Source organism: Paenibacillus litoralis, from assembly GCF_046244365.1.
Taxonomy (GTDB): Bacteria; Bacillota; Bacilli; order Paenibacillales; family NBRC-103111; genus Paenibacillus_V.
Map to the genome: position 1 here is coordinate 2,396,049 of NZ_CP176395.1, position 19,346 is coordinate 2,415,394.

General features: G+C 51.6%; 14 protein-coding genes. 13 read left to right on the top strand and 1 reads right to left on the bottom strand.

The genetic code is table 11. The annotated features are described in order from the left end of the window. Nucleotides 1-28 precede the first annotated feature (28 nt). From ACKGJP_RS09660 to ACKGJP_RS09700, 9 genes are all read left to right on the top strand, one after another. Nucleotides 29-958: a carbohydrate ABC transporter permease gene (locus ACKGJP_RS09660; RefSeq protein WP_409345446.1), complete on the top strand. Its 930-nt coding sequence runs from the start codon at nucleotides 29-31 to the stop codon at nucleotides 956-958. After that, nucleotides 955-1,779 (top strand): carbohydrate ABC transporter permease, encoded by an 825-nt coding sequence (locus tag ACKGJP_RS09665; protein WP_409345447.1) that lies wholly within the window; start codon nucleotides 955-957, stop codon nucleotides 1,777-1,779. Before ACKGJP_RS09660 ends, ACKGJP_RS09665 begins: the two co-directional genes overlap by 4 nt. A gap of 37 nt (nucleotides 1,780-1,816) precedes the next feature. Further along, nucleotides 1,817-2,884: a Gfo/Idh/MocA family protein gene (locus ACKGJP_RS09670; RefSeq protein ID WP_409345448.1), complete on the top strand. Its 1,068-nt coding sequence runs from the start codon at nucleotides 1,817-1,819 to the stop codon at nucleotides 2,882-2,884. Between the two features lie 127 nt (nucleotides 2,885-3,011). Then, entirely contained in the window at nucleotides 3,012-5,678 is a 2,667-nt protein-coding gene (locus tag ACKGJP_RS09675; RefSeq protein WP_409345449.1) for an alpha-mannosidase, read from the top strand. Nucleotides 5,679-5,894: 216 nt separating this feature from the next. After that, entirely contained in the window at nucleotides 5,895-7,847 is a 1,953-nt protein-coding gene (locus ACKGJP_RS09680; RefSeq protein WP_409345450.1) for an ATP-dependent DNA helicase, read from the top strand. Nucleotides 7,848-8,496: 649 nt separating this feature from the next. Then, the gene (locus ACKGJP_RS09685) at nucleotides 8,497-9,075 is read left to right on the top strand and encodes a GNAT family N-acetyltransferase (protein WP_409345451.1); all 579 of its coding nucleotides are present in this window, start codon (nucleotides 8,497-8,499) and stop codon (nucleotides 9,073-9,075) included. A gap of 49 nt (nucleotides 9,076-9,124) precedes the next feature. Next, nucleotides 9,125-9,715 (top strand): class I SAM-dependent methyltransferase, encoded by a 591-nt coding sequence (locus ACKGJP_RS09690; RefSeq protein WP_409345452.1) that lies wholly within the window; start codon nucleotides 9,125-9,127, stop codon nucleotides 9,713-9,715. Continuing rightward, nucleotides 9,699-10,124: a GNAT family N-acetyltransferase gene (locus tag ACKGJP_RS09695; protein ID WP_409345453.1), complete on the top strand. Its 426-nt coding sequence runs from the start codon at nucleotides 9,699-9,701 to the stop codon at nucleotides 10,122-10,124. Before ACKGJP_RS09690 ends, ACKGJP_RS09695 begins: the two co-directional genes overlap by 17 nt. 131 nt (nucleotides 10,125-10,255) lie before the next feature. Continuing rightward, the gene (locus ACKGJP_RS09700) at nucleotides 10,256-11,047 is read left to right on the top strand and encodes an HAD-IIA family hydrolase (RefSeq protein WP_409345454.1); all 792 of its coding nucleotides are present in this window, start codon (nucleotides 10,256-10,258) and stop codon (nucleotides 11,045-11,047) included. Nucleotides 11,048-11,123: 76 nt separating this feature from the next. On the opposite strand, the gene ACKGJP_RS09705 is transcribed toward ACKGJP_RS09700, so the two are convergent. Next, nucleotides 11,124-12,044 carry a helix-turn-helix domain-containing protein gene (locus tag ACKGJP_RS09705; RefSeq protein WP_409345455.1) on the bottom strand — a complete coding sequence of 307 codons (921 nt, stop codon included), beginning with the start codon at nucleotides 12,042-12,044 and terminating at the stop codon, nucleotides 11,124-11,126. A 317-nt stretch (nucleotides 12,045-12,361) separates the two neighbouring features. Between ACKGJP_RS09705 and ACKGJP_RS09710 the strand changes: the two genes are divergently transcribed. From ACKGJP_RS09710 to ACKGJP_RS09725, 4 genes are read left to right on the top strand one after another with little or no spacing between them, the layout of a single operon-like run. Beyond that, nucleotides 12,362-14,212 (top strand): glycosyl hydrolase family 28-related protein, encoded by a 1,851-nt coding sequence (locus ACKGJP_RS09710; RefSeq protein ID WP_409345456.1) that lies wholly within the window; start codon nucleotides 12,362-12,364, stop codon nucleotides 14,210-14,212. A 54-nt stretch (nucleotides 14,213-14,266) separates the two neighbouring features. Beyond that, nucleotides 14,267-15,403, top strand: a complete 1,137-nt coding sequence (locus ACKGJP_RS09715) for an ABC transporter ATP-binding protein (protein WP_409345457.1) — start codon at nucleotides 14,267-14,269, stop codon at nucleotides 15,401-15,403. Next, a complete protein-coding gene (locus tag ACKGJP_RS09720; RefSeq protein WP_409345458.1) occupies nucleotides 15,400-18,360 on the top strand; it encodes an extracellular solute-binding protein in 2,961 nt (986 codons plus the stop codon). The genes ACKGJP_RS09715 and ACKGJP_RS09720 overlap by 4 nt, the downstream gene beginning before the upstream one ends. Beyond that, nucleotides 18,357-19,346, top strand: coding sequence for a carbohydrate ABC transporter permease (locus tag ACKGJP_RS09725; protein WP_409345459.1), 990 nt, complete (start codon nucleotides 18,357-18,359; stop codon nucleotides 19,344-19,346). Before ACKGJP_RS09720 ends, ACKGJP_RS09725 begins: the two co-directional genes overlap by 4 nt.

The following is a 19,346-nucleotide window of genomic DNA, read 5'->3' on the forward strand; positions in this document are numbered from 1 at the left end:
GTTTTCCAGACGGGGGTGTTATTGACAGATGAGTATCCGAAAAGATGTGCTACGGGAAAGAATTGCTGGATATGTACTCATTGCGCCTGCAGTCATCCTTTTTATGGTTATTGGATTGTTTACTGTGCTATTCTCTTTTGTTCTCTCCTTTTTTCATCTTGGACAGGGGCAAATGATCTGGAATGCCAGATTCGCAGGATTCGATAATTTCAAAGACTTTTTACTTGGCGACAATGTGATTTTGACCCGGTTTTTCTGGCAGGCGCTGCTTAACAACGCTTGGGTCGCGATAATTTCGGTGTTTGTTGTCGTTCCTCTGTCGCTGGTGCTTGCCGTGCTGCTGCAAAACATTATACGCGGAGTCAAACTGTACCGCACGGTATTCCTGCTTCCCATGGTTACTTCGTCGGTTGCCATCTTCTACGTATGGCAAGGGATCTACGAACCGACAGGCGCCCTGAATCAGATGCTGACTGCGTTTGGGCTAGAGAAATGGATCGCGGTGAACGGTTGGCTGGGCGAATTGAGGACGGCACTGCCGGCGGTTCTCGTGACGATTATTTGGGGTTCCGTTCCGGGCAATCTGATTCTGTTCTTCGCCGGATTGCAAACCGTGGACCCTCATCTGTATGAAGCGGCCGAGATTGACGGGGCGAACGCCTGGCACAAGCTGCTGCATATCACGTGGCCGATACTGAAACCGATTACGGTTATCGCGGTCATCATGAACCTGGATGGAGCGCTGCAAGTATTCAGCCAAATATGGGTGATGACCAAGGGCGGTCCGGCCGGAGAGACGATGGTCGTTAACGTATTGATCTATCAGGAAGCCTTTCAAAACGGCGACATGGGCCGGGCGAATGCAATGGGATGGACGCTGTTCCTGATTACCTTTGTCTTATCACTGATTAGCCTGCGGTTATTCCGTGACAAAACAGAGAGAGGTGAGGCCAAGTGAAGAAAATAAAGGTTGCCATTCTATACTTGCTGCTTACCGTCTGGGGCGTGTTATGCCTGTATCCGCTCGTGTGGATGATCGGCGCTTCGTTCAAAGCGCCGCTCGATGTAATGAATACTTACTCTTTGCTGCCTGCAGGGAAGTGGCATTGGGAGACCTATGTCGACGTATGGAACCGGTTGAATTTCTTCAAATATTTCTTGAACAGCCTCAATGTGGCGTTCTGGACGCTGATCGGAATTAATCTTATCTTCTCGATGGCGGGCTTCGCCTTCGCCAAGATTCGCTTTCCGGGCAACAACGCCATCTTCCTGCTGTTCCTGGGCATGATGTTCGTGCCCGGCATCACGATCATGATTCCTCTGTATCTGGTAGAAAATTATTTGAACCTGCTTAATACCCATCTTGGACTCATTCTGCCTTCCGTGAACGGCGCGGCGCCAATGGCCATGTTCTTGTTCCGCAATTACTTCCGTTCCGTTCCGCACGAGCTGTACGAGTCCGCGAAGATGGAAGGAGCAGGCGTGATGCGCATTCTGTTCTTGATTTATATTCCGATCTCGGCTCCGATTATCGCTACGATCACGATGGTCAATTTCCTCGGTTCCTGGAACAGTTTTCTTCTGCCGATGATTATGATTAACAACCAGAACTTGTTTACCCTGCCGCTCGGCGTCATGCTGCTCGATACAGGCGTGTTCAGACAGTGGAATATTTTGATGACGGGGTCCCTGATCTCCGTTATTCCGATCATTTTTTGCTTTTCCTTTTTGCAAAAGTATTACATTCAAGGCTTGACAGCCGGAGCAATCAAATCATAGAAACCTAAACCTATAAGATAAAGGGAGAGAGACACACATGAACACGAATAAATTACGTCTTGGCGTTATTGGCTGCGGAGGGATGGCAGGTACGCACAGCACCGGGTATCAAGAGCTAAGCGATCGGATGGTTATCACGGCTACCTGCGACATCCTTGAGGAAAGAGCGCGTGCAGCGGCGGAGCTTACCGGAGCGGAACTGTTCGTCACGGACTATCGGGAACTGCTGGATGCCGTCGATGCGGTGCTGGTCGTGTTGCCGCATGATTTGCACTTTGAAGTCGGCATGACCTGTTTGAAAGCCGGCAAGCACGTATTGATGGAAAAACCGATGTGCAATACGGAGGAAGAGTGTATCGAGCTTATTCGGACTGCGGATGAAGTCGGCAAAGTATTGATGACCGCTTATCCGGTTCGATTCTTCCCCGCAGTACGCATGATGAAAGATTTGATCGATAGCAAAACGTATGGCGAATGCTTCCAAATGTCGATTTGGACGGAGCAGTTCACGAAATACCCGGAAGGTCACTGGGCGACATCATCCAAGAGATTGGGCGGAGGACAGTTTTTCAGTCACGGGTGCCACTATGTCGATCTGCTGCTGTGGTTCCTGGGTAAGCCTGTGAGAGGCATTCATCTGGGGACGAACTTCGGAACGCCTTGGATGGAGAAGGAAGGGACCAGTAATGTAACGATTGAGTTTGAGAACGGTGCGTTAGGCTATCATTTCGGGACATGGGGGGCTAGAGGGACCAGACTCGGATGGAGCATTCATGCGCATTGCACGGAAGGAATGCTGGAAATTCATCTCGCCGAACAGAAGCTGTATTTGCATACGCATATCAAGGAAGAGCGTGCGAACTTGGATACCGAATCACGTAAAACCGTATTGCTAGACATGAACATGTCCAGCAAATTCACCCATTTCGAAATCGGACATTTCCTCGATTGTATTCGCGACGGTTCGCGTCCGATGACGGACGGACCGGCAAGTCTGCAGGGGCTTCGCGTCGTTTGGCGCTTGTATGAGGCGGAGCTGAACAACACATTCGCCGATTTGCGCGGACTTGGACTAGATGAAGATTGGGAGAGCGTCACACGATAAGCCCTAAGGAGCGTGCTTATAGGGATCAACCGCAGATTTTCTGGTAAGGCAATGGCAAGATAGCGGCTGGAGGGCATGGAAGCATGCCCTCCGGCCGTAATCCTTTGGGCAACGGGAGGTTATGAACGTGAAGTCGAAGACTATCTACTATTATTCCGGTACGCACTGGGACAGGGAATGGTATCAATCGTTCCAAGGTTTCCGCTATCGTTTAGTGCCGATGATGAATGATTTGATCGAGGTGCTGGAATCGCAGCCCGACTTCGCCGTGTTCCATCTGGACGGTCAAACGATCGTGCTGGAGGATTTCCTGGAGATCGAGCCTGGGAAGCGTGCGCGGCTGCAAAAGCTGATCCAGGAAAGGCGCATCATTATCGGTCCCTGGTATGTGATGCCCGATGAATATTTGATATCCGGAGAAAGCTTGATCCGCAATTTGATGAAAGGCATTCATATAAGCGGCGAGTGGGGTACGGAAGCCTGGAAGTACGGCTATTTATGCGATATATTCGGTCACATTGCACAAATGCCGCAAATTTTCAACGGCTTCGGCATCTCGCATGCTGCAATCGGAAGAGGAGTCAACGATCATACCGTTCCTGCCCATTTCTTATGGCGGTCTCCTGACGGGAGCGAGTGCATAACGTTCAAGCTGCAGGATGAAGGCTTGTACGGGGCATTCCTGGTAGCGCTTAACGATGCGGACAGCAAGAAGCTGTCAGGGGAAGAGAAGGATGCGTTTTTGAAGGAACGCATTGATTTTGAACTGAAAAGGAGTCCTTTTCCCGTTCATCTGCTCATGGACAGCTGCGACCACGGGCATGTTCGCAAGGATACTAACGAAGTGCTGGCCATGCTGGAACGGTTATATCCGGAAGCGGAGTTCAAGCATGTCAATATCGAACAGATGGGCGCTCAGATGGAGCAATATCGGGGGCAGATGGCCGTCAGGACGGGAGAATTAAACGAGCCGACGAAGAAGAAAGGCTTTAATCGTCTGCTGCCCAACATTTTATCCAGCTATTATCCCCTCAAGCAGGCGAATGATCATTGTCAGACGCTGCTGGAGAAATGGGTCGAGCCGTTAACCGCTCTGGCTGCGCTCAAAGGGCGCTCGATTCAGAAAACTTATGTGGACCTGGCCTGGAAATATTTGCTCCAGAATCATCCGCATGATTCCATTTGCGGCTGCTCGATTGATCAGGTTCATAAAGATATGCACTACCGCTTCGATCAATCGGCCGGCATATCCGACCAGCTAATCCGTGATGTTATGGATGGAGAAGCGAGCAAGTATGTTTCGTCAGAAGGCGGCTGGCGCAATGTTGTAAGTATATGGAACCCGCTTCCTTTTGCCAGGCGCGCAGTAGTTACCGTTGATATTGACCTGGCTACGCGATATCCGTTCACCAATGAAGTCCATTACGGCTACGAGGTGAAGAATAGCTTCAAGCTGTATAATCATCTCGGGGAAGAAGTGCCTTACGGGCTGGTCAGCATGCGCAAAAACTGGAAGCATCGTTCGTTCAACCGGAAAATCGGGGAGTATAACCGCCATACCGTAACGTTCGAGGCGGACTTGCCGGCAATGGGTTATGCGGAATACGATGTTGTGCCTTTCGAAGGTACATGCCGCTATTTGCAGGCGATGTCGCGTCATGAGCGTGAAGCGGAGAACGAGCATCTGAAGTTGACCGTAGGTAACGACGGAACGATTAGCATTTACAACAAGGGTGACGGGAGCCGTTATGAGGATTTGTTAAGCTATCTTGACGACGGGGAAATAGGGGACGGGTATAATCACGCCAACCCTGTAGAAGATCGGCTCATTTCCAGTTACGGTGCCCCGTGCCTGATTGAGCGGATAGAGAATGGGCCGGTACGTACGGTATTCCAGGTTACCCATACGATTTCGGTTCCAGGCCGGATGGAGCAGCTCCCGAGCGGTTTCGTCCGTTCATCCGAAAATACGGTTCTTACGATCCGTTCCAAGATCGGACTGTCTCAAGGGGCCTCCTATGTGGATGTTGAAACGACGGTGACGAACAACGCCCGCGATCACAGGCTGCGCGTATCCTTGCCGACCGGTTGCCGGTCCGACACTTACTTCGTGAACCAGCCTTATGCATTCGTGGAACGCAAGACGGGCATCGATACGAGTACGCAAGACTGGAAGGAATGTGCGGTTGTCGAGAAGCAGATGGGCGGAATCGTGGGGAAACGGGGAGAAGACGGGAATGGACTAGCGTTCGTCTCGGCATACGGCCTGCATGAGTGTGCTGCCCCGGACGATGAGTATGGAAATATCCATGTAACCTTGCTGCGTTCCTTCAGGAGGACGGTTGAATCGAATGGGGAAGAAGGCGGGCAATTGATTGGCGAGCTGCACTATAAGTACGCCATAGCTCCGCTTGAACCGCATACTTCTTATGCGGATCTGGTCCGCTTGCAGGAAACGTTGCAAGCAGGAATTCGTGTTTGGTCCGCACCTGTAGGGGAAGAGTACAAGATTGCGGCTCCGACAAGCCATTTTCAATTATCGGAATCGAATATTTGCATAAGCGCACTGAAGCGGCCCGAGAATGGGAGCGAGAACGAGATCATCATCCGCTGCTATAACATGTCCTCCGACAGCTCGACAGCTCGTTTCTCTTCCAGCCATTCGATAAGAAGCGTGATCAAGGTGAACTTGAATGAGGAAGGTAGCGAAGCACTTGCGCATGAGAAGGACGGATTCGACATTCCGTTAAAGGCATGGGAAATTCAGACGTATCGCATACAATTTACGAGCTGAACGCATACCAAATTTCATTGCATCTGAAAAAGGCGAGCCGCGCAATTTATGCGAAAGGCTCGTTTTTTTGTTGAAATGTCAGAACGTATTCTCCGCGCAATGTGCCATGCCCAATTATTTTCATTTTGCATTTAAGAGGGGATCATGTGATAATAGTCTATTGTGCTATTCGATGCAGCAGCGCAGTTGACTTTGATTTCATGGGGGCAATTAATAGTGGAGCGTTATCCCTTTAACTACGATCCTTCTCAACCGTTCATTCCGCAGGTTGGCGAATGGGTGGCGGACGTGTTTTACGACGTATTGCCGGAAGCCGGCTTCGAGGTGCGGGACGAGCAGATATATATGGCCTTTCAGCTGGAGCGGGCTTTTGCCGAGAAACGTACGATCTTCGCGGAAGCGGGAGTGGGGACGGGGAAAACGCTCGTGTATTTGCTATATACGATTTGCTATGCCCGTTACATGCGAAAACCAGCGGTTATCGCATGCGCGGACGAATCGCTCATCGAGCAGCTTGTCAAGCCGGGCGGCGATATCGCCAAGCTGGCCGAGCATTTGGGCCTCGCGATCGATGCGAGACTCGGGAAATCTCCCGATCAATACGTGTGCTTGAACAAGCTCGATTCGGCTAGATTCCGGGAGGAAGACGGGCAGCCGTTCGAGGAGCTGTATGAGGGGCTTCCGGGCTTTGTCCGCTCGCACGAAGCGCTGCAAACGTTTTATGCTTACGGCGACCGCAAGAACTATCCGCATTTGAATGATGAAGCATGGAACAAGATCAACTGGGACGCTTTCCAGGATTGCTTCGTCTGCAGTAAAAGGCATCGGTGCGGGCAGACGCTTTCGCGCGACCATTACCGGAAGTCGGCCGATTTGATCATTTGCTCGCATGACTTTTATATGGAGCATGTGTGGACCTACGAAGGCAGGAAGCGGGAAGGGCAGCTGCCGCTGCTCCCGGATCATTGCGCCGTCGTCTTTGACGAAGGCCATTTATTGGAATCCGCCGCGCAGAAGGCTTTAACGTATAAGCTGAAGCATGCCGTGTTCGAAGAAGTCATTACCCGTCTGCTGCAAGGGGAAATCCGCGAATCGCTGGCGATGCTTGTGGACGAGGCCATTTTGCAAAGCGAAACGATGTTTGACCTCCTCGCGGACAGCTGCCAGGACATTCCCGGCTCCGACCGGAAACGGGTCGTTTGGAACGATAGGCTGCTCCGGGAAGTTCGCCGGTTCCGCTCCGTGCTCGATTCGATAGAGGAAGATCTCGTTTTCGAGAGCGGGCTTCATACGCTGAACGAATACCAGCTGCGCATTGTCGAGGAGCATTTGGAAATGCTGCAGAAGGCGCTCAGCCTGTTCGAAACGCCGGAAACGTTAATTTGCTGGGCGACCGAGAGCGAAAACGGGCTTGCTTTGGCCATCATGCCGAGAGCGGTCAAGGAAGTGCTGCGCGAGCGCGTCTTCGGTTCGGCTATGCCGATCGTCTTCTCTTCGGCGACGTTATCGGTGGACAAGTCGTTCGGCTACGTGGCGGACAGCCTCGGCATCGAGCGCTACTTATCCTTCACGGTCGATTCGCCGTACGATTACGGGCAGAGAATGCAAGTCGTCGCGCCGAATCGGTTAACGCCGGCGACTTTCGAAGAGAAGATGAAGGAAACGGTCCGTTTGCTTACGCGAACGGAAGGGAGAGCGTTGATCTTGTTTCCGGGCAAAGATGAATTGCGCCGGTTCAAGCGGGAGCTTGACGCGTATACGGAATGCGCGAACTTGCGCTTTTGGTTCGAGGGCGACGGCGAAATCAGCCATCTGATCGCCTCCTTCCAGCATGACGAGCCGAGCATTCTTTGCGCGGTCAGCTTATGGGAAGGACTTGACGTGCCGGGGCCTTCCTTATCCAATGTGATCGTCTGGTCACTGCCGTTCCCGCCGCAGGATCCGGTCTTTATGGCCAAACGGAATGCGGCGGCATCGCCTTATGACGAGGTGGATTTGCCTTATATGCTCCTTCGTCTGAAACAAGGAATCGGCCGATTGATCCGGTCGCGCGACGATAGCGGGATCGTGGCTATTTTGAGCGGAGAAGGGAACGGCCTGCAAGCGGCGAGGACGCAACTGGAATCGGTTATGCCGCAGGGCGTGAAACTGAAGGAGTCGCTGGATTAAAAGGATAACGGGGTGTCTCGAAAGGTCTGCAAAGACCAACGAGACACCTCTTTTTTTACGGTAAGGATAGATCCTCTGCCATTGCTCGATTCGAATGGCCGGCAATCGGTAGAGGCCGAGACGCCGGAGGGCGCTTTCGTTTGGTGAATCAGAAAGTATATCCTCGAGGAGGCTCTCCACCTACGGTAAACGCCAGCATCAAAAGATGCCGTTAGGCGTTTATCCTTGAGGGTACTGATTTAGACGACGCTAAAGACTGCTATTTGCGCCCGGACAGCATTTTGCAACAGATTAGACGACGCCAAGGACTGCTAAAACCAAAGAACGGACGAATTTTTGGCAGTTTTCGGATAATAGAAGACCTTGAGGGCTTCTAAATCGTATCAACTACCGAAATCGCAGGATTTAGAAGACGTTGGGGACTTCTAAATCGTATCAACAACTGAAATTGCAAGATTTAGAAGAGGGAGGGCGTCAAAGTCAGGACATAGCAGCCTTGGACCCGGAGGATTTCAAGTGTGAACGGAGCTTACGAAGGCGGTCATCGTCACTCATCCCGATTTAGGATGATCTATTAAATTTTATTGACTAATTTTCTTCCTGTTCCTATATTTAATGTTAATTATTGAGTCGCGCTAGGAGGATGGTCATGAATGTAGCTCCGGTTACGTTAGAAGGCGAAAGAGTTTCTCTTATTCCGCTGGAAGCCTGTCATGCAGAAGCTTTATTTGAAGCTGTCAGCACGGACGTTTGGACATTTTTACCCAGCCGCATGGACAAACCGGAGGATATGATGAACCACGTCTTGGAAGCTTTGCAGGATAAGGAACAAGGAACGGAATTGCCTTTTGTCGTCCTGGATAAAGAAACGGGCCGAATTGTCGGAATGACCAGGTTGTTAAACCTTTCAGCCGAGAACCGAAGTCTGGAAATTGGATGGACCTGGTATTCGACCAAGGTTTGGCGTACGCGGGTCAATACCGAATGCAAATTTTTGCTGCTAAGCTATTGCTTCGAAATTTTACATACGATCAGGGTTCAATTTAGAGTGGATAGCCGGAATATACGCTCTAATCAGGCGGTTCAAAGGATTGGCGCTACGAAAGAAGGCGTGCTGCGCAAAGACCGCATTCTGTATGACGGCTATATTCGCGATACGGTCACTTACAGTATTGTCGATGACGAGTGGCCGGGCGTGAAAAGCAGAATGAATGGTTTTATGAGATAGAACGGAAGGAAATGCTGATAGCCATAATACCGGAGGGGATAGTAACCGCGTGATTACAACAACCATTAAGGGTGTGGATTTGCAATTTGAAACGAGCCAAGGACTTTTCTCGCCTAGAAATGTGGATAAAGGGACTTTAGCTATGCTTTCGGTTATTGATTTTCAGAAAGAGGATCGTATTCTTGATTTAGGGTGCGGATATGGCGCGGTAGGAATTGTAGCCGCCAAGTCGGGCGTTCGGAACGTGGTTATGGTCGATAACGACGATTCGGCTGTCGAAATGTCAAAAGCAAATGCGGGTTTGAACAAATTAACCGATATGGAAATCTTCCAAAGCGATGGGTATTCGAATGTAAAACAGAGCAATTTTACTAAAATCATTTCGCACCCGCCCTATCATGCAGATTTCTCCGTTCCCAAAATGTTCATTGAAAAAGGATTTAACCGATTGTCGACAGACGGTTGCCTGTACATGGTGACGAAACGAAAGGATTGGTATAAAAACAAGTTAGTCTCTATTTTCGGCGGAGTGAAGATCTGGGAAATCGACGATTATTTTGTCTTCATGTCAATTAAACGAAGGGGTTCTTTCTCAAACGCTAAAAAAGGGGGGCGGATGCGCCATGACAGCGGGACATAACGTTTCGAGAGCCAGTCAAGAAGAGAAAGACTACGTCAGGAATAAACTCATTGCATACAATGCGGAACACGTGCCTGAGGATCTGAAATCGAGATACGAGGAAATCAATCTCGCGGTAAAAGACGAAAGCGGCAGCGTCGTCGCGGGCTGTATTGCGGTTTTGTGCTGGAATTGGATAGAAGTGGATATCTTATGGGTTGACGCTGCTTGCAGACAGCATGGGCTTGGAACTAGGCTATTATCGGAAGTGGAAACGATAGCGAGGGACAACCATTGCGCATTTATAAAGTTGAATACGTTCAGCTTTCAAGCTCCCGATTTTTACAGAAAGAACGGATACGAGGAGTACGGGGTTTTGGAGGATGCTCCGAGAGGCAGCAAGCACTATTCTTTTAAGAAAAACATGTAGGCTGCTCTCTGCCGTTCATGGCTTTCCCTTCGGCATAATCGCCCCATGCTTGACAGTGAGCGCGTTAATAGACTACGCTGCAAGTAATTTGGCTGCCGGGAACGGCAATACAGCAGGAAGAGGGAAGAGGAATGAGCGGTAACTTGAACGACGTGCAAGGCTTCATTATCGATCTTGACGGCACCGTATATAAAGGAAAACAAATCATAGAGGGCGCTCCGGAAACGATAGCCGGGCTCAAGGCCGCCGGGAAGCGGCTGCTTTTCCTAAGCAACCGAGGCAACATTTCGCGCAAAATGTGCCATGACAAGCTATGCGGAATGGGGCTCTCCGTGGACGAAGAGGAAATCATGCTGTCGTCCACCGCGACCGCAAGGTATTTGAAGCGGCATCATCCGGATTGCCAAGCATGGGTGCTCGGCGAGCAGGGGCTGAGGGACGAGCTGCAGGTCGGCGGCATCGCACTTGCGGCTAAGCCGGAGCAGGCCGACTGGCTCGTTATCACCTTGCATGAGAAGCTTACTTATGCGGAGCTGAATCAGGCGTTCCGGGCCGTTCGCAGCGGTGCCCGGATCATTGCGACGAACGCGGACAAGACGTTTCCGGGGGACGAGGGAGATTCGATCGACGTCGCCGGCATGATTGGCGCGATCGTTGCGTCAACGGGCAAAGAGGTCGACATCGTAATCGGCAAGCCTTCGCGATTCATGGCCGAAACCGCGTTGCAGGAGCTGCAGTTGCCGGCGGAACGCTGCATCATCATCGGCGACAGCTTGGAATCCGACATCGGACTCGGCAAGCAGGCCGGTATGAAGACGGCCCTCGTTTGGTCGGGCTCGACCAAAAAAGGGACGGTGATTGCGGAGGACCGGAAGCCGGACTGGATATGGGATTCCTTGAATGACGCGAAGGCGCTGCTGTGAAGCGGCGCTTTTTACTGTTTTGCTGCCGTTGAACGCTCTCCACTGACAAACCTCCGATAAGCACGGACCCTCATAGTCATTTGGATGGGTTTTTCGGCTTTTTTTCGTGGTTCGATACTCTCGCCCTAACGGATCGCGCATATTCCGTCGGCGTCATGTTCGTCGAGCGTTTGAAATGGCGGGAGAAGTAGTGGATGCTGCTGTACCCTAGCATTTCCGCGATTTTGGAGTAGTTGAATTTCTCCTCGCGAATAAGCGCCTTGGCTTTCTCGATTTTGAGATCGTTGAAATATTCGATCACGCCGGAGCCCGTTTTTTGCTTAAACGTACGCAGCAAGAGAGAACGGCCGGCCATAAACATCTGGCAAATATCTTTCAAGGTCAGGTTCAATTCGATGTTTTTCTTCATATATTCGATAATTTGCTGGACCAGATCGTTCTCTATGTTTTCATTGGTTGTGGAGGCGAGTTTAGGCAGGTTTTCCTCTTCCTTAAGCCTGCGGATGAACGCAATCAGGAGCGCTTCCAAATAAATTTTGATAAGCTGTTCGCTCCCGAAGGGGGCTTTTTTCTTTTTATGCATCACGCGTTTGAACGGTTTGTCTAGGGGAGGGGTCAGGGCGTTATAGCCTTCTTTAACCAGCAGGGAGAGCAAGCCTCTTTCCTGATCGGTTACCCGGAATTTCTTGTTTTCAAAAACCTTCATCGCTTCCGAGGAACAATCAAAGGTTAAGATGATCAGGTTTGGCGGGGATTTTTCGTTGGAGCTTCCGCCGTGAAACTGATTCGGTTTGTAGAAAATGATTTCCCCTTGCTTGGCAGTTAACGACCTGCTCTCCGTCTTTATAAATACTTCGCCTTTATCGACGTATACAAATTCCCAAAAGTCGTGCCGTTCGCCTTTCGTGAAATAGGAGCCCGAGAGTTCGTAATAGTGAAAAGTAATGATATTATCCACGACAACCACTTCATTTAGAGGCACGCGCTTATATACCATTCACAATCAGCTCCTTGACACGAATGTGCATACTAATCGGAAGCCAGGTTAAGGATTGTTTGATCGTTCGGTTTAAGTATAAGAGCAATGATAAGTTGTGAAGGACGATTTGTCTAGCTGGAACCCTCTCCTTAACACGAATGTGCAAAAAAAATGGAAAGAATGATAAAGATCGATCCGCGGGTTGGCTCTATCATGATAATAACGAGAGGAAAAGTAGCGGAAGGAGGGAAGCGGAGAAAAGGTTTCTGTGCACGTTTAGCTGTTCTGTTAGCGCTTCCAAATCAATCGTTTTATAAAATGAGGAGGGAAATGCAATGAAGAAACAGTTGCAATCATTCGCAGGCCAAGAGGAACAAGAGGATCAAGGAGATCGCCAGCAAGGGGACCAGGAAAGCAAAATCAGCAGAAGAAAGCTGCTCTCTTCGATTGGTATTGCCGGGGTAGGGATGGCGGCTGGGACTTTGTTCAACAGCGGAATCGGATTCGCTAAGCCAGGTGGCTCCGTTACGGAAACGGTTTACGGTCAGTCGGAATCCGGCCCGGGGGATAGTCTTGGAAACGGCTTGGAACGGAAAGTCAATAGCTTGGTTTCGGATATGATTGACGAAAGCTGCGTGGTTCTGGCGACGATTGCGGAGCTGAGAGCCATGGGGACCCCGGTTTCCGGCAGTATTTATTATGTAACGGATACGATGCAGGAAGGGCATTTCTATTACGATGCCTCCGACACCGTTTCGCCGGATAATACGGGCTTGGTGCTGGTCAGCACTTCCGGTAAACGGTTCAAGCGGATTTATGAAGGCCCGGTCAACGTCAAATGGTTCGGGGCAAAAGGCGACGGAAGCACGGACGATACCGTGGCCATAAAGGCGGCTATCGATAGCCTGATAAGCGGCGGCGCTGCGTTTTTGCCCGCATCGACTTATATCGTCAGCGCTACCCTCACGATCACCCATCCTAACGTGAAGATCATGGGAAGCGGAAGCTCGACGGTGATCAAAGCGGCGGGCTCATCCAACTATGAAACGATGATTTTGGCTAGCGGATTGAGCGGGATCGAGGTTGCCGATTTGGTCGTGGATGCCAATCATGGGAATCGGAGCAGCTTGTCGATTCGAACGGTGGGCATCCACCTGGCAAGCTGTATAGATTCGTCCGTCGACAATTGCATCGTGCAAAATACGATTGGCGGGAACGGCATACCGGGAGTAGGAATCGCACTCGGCGGAGTTTCGGTACGCTGCAAAATAACCGGCTGCATTCTGAAAGATTGCGGCATCGCGGGCAAAGCGGCTGACGGCGTGTTTACCAGCGGTACGCAAAATCTGATTATGGACTGCATCGCGATAAATTGTACGGATACGGGCTTTGTCATTGAAAGCTCCAATCAATCCGGCATGATCGGCTGCACGGCCAAACAATGCGGAGCGGGGGCCGCCATAACGAACGCTTTGACGACAGACGTTTCAGGAAACTTCATTGACGGGCTTACGATCAATGACTGGAGCGCATCGAATACGGGAGGCATTCAGATCGGCACTCCGATTGCCAGACCCGGGGCTTTGCTGAACACCAGGGTGTCCAATGTAACGATGGAACGGATAGCCGGTTCGGGCCCGTCCGTATATGCCAGACAAATGGGCGGAAAGATTATCGGGCTGACCCTGGAAAACATACGGATCAACGGGGCCGGAACGCAAGGCATTTTGTTTAACGCGACCGATATTTTGATTGCGAATTGCCACATCTATAATACGACCAATGCGGCGATCCAATCGCAGGGCGTTTGCGAGCGGGTCGTAGTCGAAGGCTGTTATATATACGGCGGCACGTTCGGGGTCGCTCTCAACACCGGCATCTCGGACTGTCATTTGGTCGGAAATGTCATCATCGGAAAAACGGGCCAAACCATGTATGGCATCTATTGCTTCGGGACGGAAACGAACGTCAACTTCATCATGAACACGATCGAAAACGTAATCTACAAAAAAATCGGATATGACGCAGGAACGACGCCGAACATCTTCTCCACGGTGAACGCCGGTATCAGTACGAATGGAACGCAGACGGCCAGTACGCTCGGAACCGTTTCGAGAAAAATGCAAGTCTTCGACAAGGATGGCAGCCCCATCGGGTTTATACCGATCTACAATACGATTACTTAAGCAGCTATACCAAAACCGGTTCACCCGGTTCGTTCGGCCAAGGGGGGTTGCCGTATGGGAAGCATTCAATTTAAACATGTGTACAAAAAATACAAGGGCGAAGCTCAGCCATCGGTCAAGGATTTCGATCTGTCGGTGGATGACGGAGAGTTTCTGGTGCTGGTCGGTCCGTCCGGATGCGGAAAGTCGACGACCTTGCGCATGCTTGCCGGCTTAGAGGATATCACGCAGGGCGAGCTTTACATCGATGACAAGTACGTGAATTTCGTCTCTCCCAAAAATCGCGATATCGCCATGGTATTTCAGAACTACGCGTTATACCCGAACCTGTCCGTTTATGAAAATATGGCGCTCGGATTAAAGCTGCGAAAGACGGCCAAGCATGAAATCGAGCTGAAGGTAGCGCGTGCGGCCCGCATTCTGGAAATCTCCCATTTGCTCGACAAAAAGCCGAATCAGCTGTCGGGCGGACAAAAGCAGCGGGTGGCGCTGGGTAGAGCGATTGTGAGGGAGCCGAAGGTGTTTCTGATGGATGAACCGTTGTCGAACCTGGATGCCAAGCTGCGCGCCCAAACTCGGGCGGAGCTGATCAAGCTGCATGGGAAGCTGCAAACGACGACCGTTTATGTGACGCACGATCAGGTGGAGGCCATGACGATGGGGACCCGGATTGTCGTGATGAAGGACGGGATCATTCAGCAAGTGTCCCCTCCGCATGAACTTTACGAATACCCGGTAAATTTATTCGTGGCAGGATTTATCGGATCGCCGCAAATGAATTTCATCGATGGCGGCATCTTCATGAGGGACGGGGACTATTTTTTCGAAAATAATAGGCTGAAGCTGCCGGTACCCAAAGCGCACAAGAAGGCTTTGAACGACAGCTCGACTAATTTGCGGCAAGTCGTACTGGGGATAAGACCGGAGCAGGTGACGCTGTTCGACCCGAATGGGGCGGCGGGAGCAGAGGAAAGTACCGTACCCGCCATTGTCGAGATGATCGAGCTTATGGGCGCAGATTCCTATGTTTACCTGAACATGGGGGAGTACAGCATCATTTCAAGAGCCGGGACGCATGTCCCGGTAAGGAAGGGCGATCACGTCCGCGTGTCTTTCAATATGCATAAAGCCCATTATTTCGATAGACAAACAAGTGAATCGATTCGATTCCAGGGAGCTGCACAGGAATGAAGCGAACGTACCGCAAAATGATCATGCTTACCGTGACGGCGGTTCTGCTGGGGGCAGTCGTCCGGCTCTTTTACGGGGAGGAGCAGATCACGTATGCACAAAATGTAAGCGCTGCCGATTTGCTTTCGTTCGAGCCGCAAGCGGGAGCGGGTGCCGTACCCTCCTATGCCATGCTGCACAAAGGCGGCGCAAGCGACCGCGATAACGCGAATCGGCAACAGGCCTTCGAAAGCAGAGCGAACGCCTATTCCGGCGCATCGCCGGATGCCTCGCTTGAAATCCGGACGGAACCTTCCGGCGAGAAGGCGCTGTATTGGTTGAGCGAGGCCGGATGGGTGGAGTGGAAAGTCGACGTTCCGGAGACAGGGGCTTACCGGCTGGAAATCGATTATTTGCCGGTAAAGGGGAGCTATTCGAACATCGTTCGCGGCTTGATGATTGACGGCAGCATTCCATTCAAGGAAGCGGAGCAATTCACGCTGGAGCGATACTGGAAAGACGCCAAGTTCCCTTACGACAAGAACGCGATCGGCCAAGAGGTGCGCCCCGTCCAGACGGAAATCGAGGGAGCGAGGAGCGCGTTCGTCGCCAGCTATGACGTATCGTCCACGCCGCTTGAGTTTCAGCTTACGAAGGGTGTTCATACGATCCGGCTGATCGGCGGCAAAGAGCCGGTTGCTTTAACCAAGCTGCGCTGGTCGTCTCCGGAAACGATTCCGGCATACGAGGAGTATAAGCAAGCCCATCCTGACACCGCTGCCCAAACATGGTATGAAGTCGTCGAAGCGGAGCGCTATTCGCAAAAATCGAATATAGCCGTGCAAACGAATTATTTTTCCGAGCCGCATATTTCCCCGGACCCGAAGGGCCGGATCGTCTACAACGTACTGGGAGGAGATCGCTGGCGGACTCCGGGCGATTGGGTGGAATGGACGATCGAGGTGCCTGACGACGGCTGGTACGACATCGACCTGAAATTTTATCAGGGTTTTCGGAGAGGATTGCAGGCTTATCGAACCGTTATGCTCGATGGCAAAGTGCCCTTTCGGGAAATGCTTCATTATGCCATTCCCGCAAACGATAACTTTCAGATTCGTTCGCTTCAGGATGAGCATGGTAATCCGTTTCAATTTTATTTGACGAAAGGCAAACATACCTTGCGCCTCGTAGCGGACGCCTCTTTGACGAAGCCGGCCGTGATCGCTTTGCAGCATGCGCTTCAAGAGCTGGATGCCTTGGATAGGTCGATCCGTCTGATCACGGGTAATTACGGCCAAGGCGCTGGCGCAACGAAGCAAAACTTGGATACGCTGCGTACCTGGAATTTGCAGAAATCCGATCCCGGCATCGATGACAAGCTGCGATCGATTATCGCCCGGTTTCAGCAAGCAGCCGCATTCGTGGACGGATTAAACCAAAATAAATCCGATCTTACGACCGCCATCGATGTAGCCGTCGATAACTTGCAGGCGATGGCTGCCTACGTGAACGATATCCCGAACCGGATGACCGATTTTGCAACCATTCAAAGCCATATCGTCTCCTGGCTGCCTACGCTCAGCAATCAATCCGTGATGCTCGATTATATCGTCGTGCGCTCGCCGGATGCTCAAACCGGACTCAAGGAGCCGACTTCGCTTAGCCGCATTCCTTATATGCTCGGCAATTTTGCGCGCACCTTCTATATGACCTATGATACGCGCAAGCAGAACAAGCGGGAAGCGATTACGGTATGGGTACAGCGCGGACGGGACTATGCCGAACTGCTGCGGGAAATGGTCGATCGCGATTTTACGCCGAACACCGGGATTGAAGTGAACATCAATCTCATGCCCAATCCGAACCAGCTTATTTTGAGCAATGCTTCTGGCGAACAGCCGGACGTGGCGCTGGGCGTTTCGATGGAAACGCCGGTCGATTACGCGATGCGGGGGGCCGTCGCCGATTTGAAGAAATTTCCGGGCTTCCAAGAGGTCTACGACCGTTTCAACCCCGGGGCGATGCGTTCGTTCGCCTACGACGGCGGGACTTATGCGCTGCCGGAAGTTCAGAACTTCCAGGTGTTGTTTTATCGGACGGATATATTCGATCGGTTGAAGCTGAAGGTACCCGATACGTGGGATGACGTGTACGAACTGCTGCCCTCTTTGCAAGAGAAAGGGATGACGATGTATGTGCCGACTAAAAACTTCCTGCCATACCTGTTTCAGAACGGGGCCGATCTGTATTCGGCTGACGGGCTTCGGAACAACCTTGGCAGCGAACAGGCGCTGGCAGGCTTTGAGCAATGGACGAATTTGTATACGAAATATTACTTGCCCTTGGAGGCGCCGGCTTTCCTGAATCACTTTCGCGACGGCGATATGCCGGTCGGCATAGCGGATTTCAATATGTATGTGCAGTTGATGGTAGCCGCTCCTGAAATTACGGGGCATTGGAAAATCGCACGGGTTCCCGGCATGAAACAGAAGAACGGGGAAGTAGTCCGTTGGACGGATCAGTCGGTTTCCGCCGCGGTCATCATGGAGAAGAGCGGCAAACAGGAGCAAGCATGGGAATTTATGCAATGGTGGACATCGAAACAGACGCAAGTCCAATACGGGAACGATATCGAATCGCTATACGGGCTGGAGTATCGCTGGAATACGGCTAATCTGCAAGCGATGAAGTCGCTTTCGTGGCCGGCGGAGGATCTGAAGACGATCGTGGAGCAAGGACGCTGGGTGAAAAATGTGCCTTATGTACCGGGATATTACTTTTTGGCGAGGGAAATGGACTTTGCCTGGAACTCTGCGGTACTAACAGGCAAACCGCCCAAGGAAGCGCTGGAATCGGCGGAGGTTTCCTTGCAGCGCGAGATGCTGCGAAGGCAAGAGGATTTTGGCATCGCCAAAGACGCGAACCTGCGAGTTCCCATAATCGATCGTCCGTTCGACGGGGAGGTGAGGCGGCAATGAGTCAAAGCACGCAAGTTTCCTTGGAGACGGGTAGATCCGCGCCAACAGCCGCGCCCTCATCCACGTTGGCCGGAAGACTGCGGCAATTTGCGAGCGAATGCTGGCGGGATCGGATCTGCTATTTGTTCTTGGCACCGTTCCTGCTTGTGTTCACGATGTTTATTATCGTACCGGTGTTTATGGCGGCGCTGCTGAGCTTCACCTCGTTCGACGGGTTCACGCTTCCCGTCTTTATCGGATTTAAAAATTATATCGTTCTGCTGACGCAGGATATCGTGTTTCTGAAGCACGCGCTGCCCCATACGTTCAAATTCGCGCTGATTGTCGGCCCGGGGGGCTACCTGCTGTCGTTTCTGTTCGCATGGCTTATTCATCAGCTGCCGAAAAAAATGCGCGACTACTATACGCTGGCGTTTTATGCGCCGTCCATGGCAGGCGGCGTCGCGCTTTCCGTCGTATGGATCGCTACATTCAGCGGAGACCGGGTCGGATACCTCAACAACTTCCTGATCGAGATAGGGTGGCTCGATTTGCCCCGCGTCTGGCTGCAGGATTCGCGCTACCTGCTCGACATTATGATACTCGTTTCCTTGTGGATCAGCTTTAGCGTCGGTTTCCTCGCCATGCTCGCCGGATTGCAAACCGTCAATACCGAGCTGTATGAAGCGGGCCGGATCGACGGGATCAAGAACAGGCTGCAGGAAGTGTTCTATATTACCGTACCGTCGATGAAGCCGCAGATGCTGTTCAGCGCCGTCATGACGATCGTGTCGACGCTGAAAGCGGGAAGCATATCCGTTCAGCTGACGGGGATGGCGATTACGCCGCAATACATCGGCCATCTGATCAGCAACCATATCGACGATTACGCATTCATCCGTTTCCAGATCGGGTACGCTTCCGCCGTCTCCGTGGTGCTGCTGGTTGTCTCGTTCTTCGTGATGAGATTCGCGTACCGATTGTTCGGAACGAAGGGAGATGCCTAA

Coding starts and splice junctions, on each gene's coding strand:
- ACKGJP_RS09660 (WP_409345446.1), top strand. CDS start 29: ATGAGTATCCGAAAAGATGTGCTACGGGAAAGAATTGCTGGATATGTA.
- ACKGJP_RS09670 (WP_409345448.1), top strand. CDS start 1,817: ATGAACACGAATAAATTACGTCTTGGCGTTATTGGCTGCGGAGGGATG.
- ACKGJP_RS09685 (WP_409345451.1), top strand. CDS start 8,497: ATGAATGTAGCTCCGGTTACGTTAGAAGGCGAAAGAGTTTCTCTTATT.
- ACKGJP_RS09695 (WP_409345453.1), top strand. CDS start 9,699: ATGACAGCGGGACATAACGTTTCGAGAGCCAGTCAAGAAGAGAAAGAC.
- ACKGJP_RS09700 (WP_409345454.1), top strand. CDS start 10,256: ATGAGCGGTAACTTGAACGACGTGCAAGGCTTCATTATCGATCTTGAC.
- ACKGJP_RS09705 (WP_409345455.1), bottom strand. CDS start 12,044: ATGGTATATAAGCGCGTGCCTCTAAATGAAGTGGTTGTCGTGGATAAT.
- ACKGJP_RS09710 (WP_409345456.1), top strand. CDS start 12,362: ATGAAGAAACAGTTGCAATCATTCGCAGGCCAAGAGGAACAAGAGGAT.
- ACKGJP_RS09715 (WP_409345457.1), top strand. CDS start 14,267: ATGGGAAGCATTCAATTTAAACATGTGTACAAAAAATACAAGGGCGAA.
- ACKGJP_RS09720 (WP_409345458.1), top strand. CDS start 15,400: ATGAAGCGAACGTACCGCAAAATGATCATGCTTACCGTGACGGCGGTT.
- ACKGJP_RS09725 (WP_409345459.1), top strand. CDS start 18,357: ATGAGTCAAAGCACGCAAGTTTCCTTGGAGACGGGTAGATCCGCGCCA.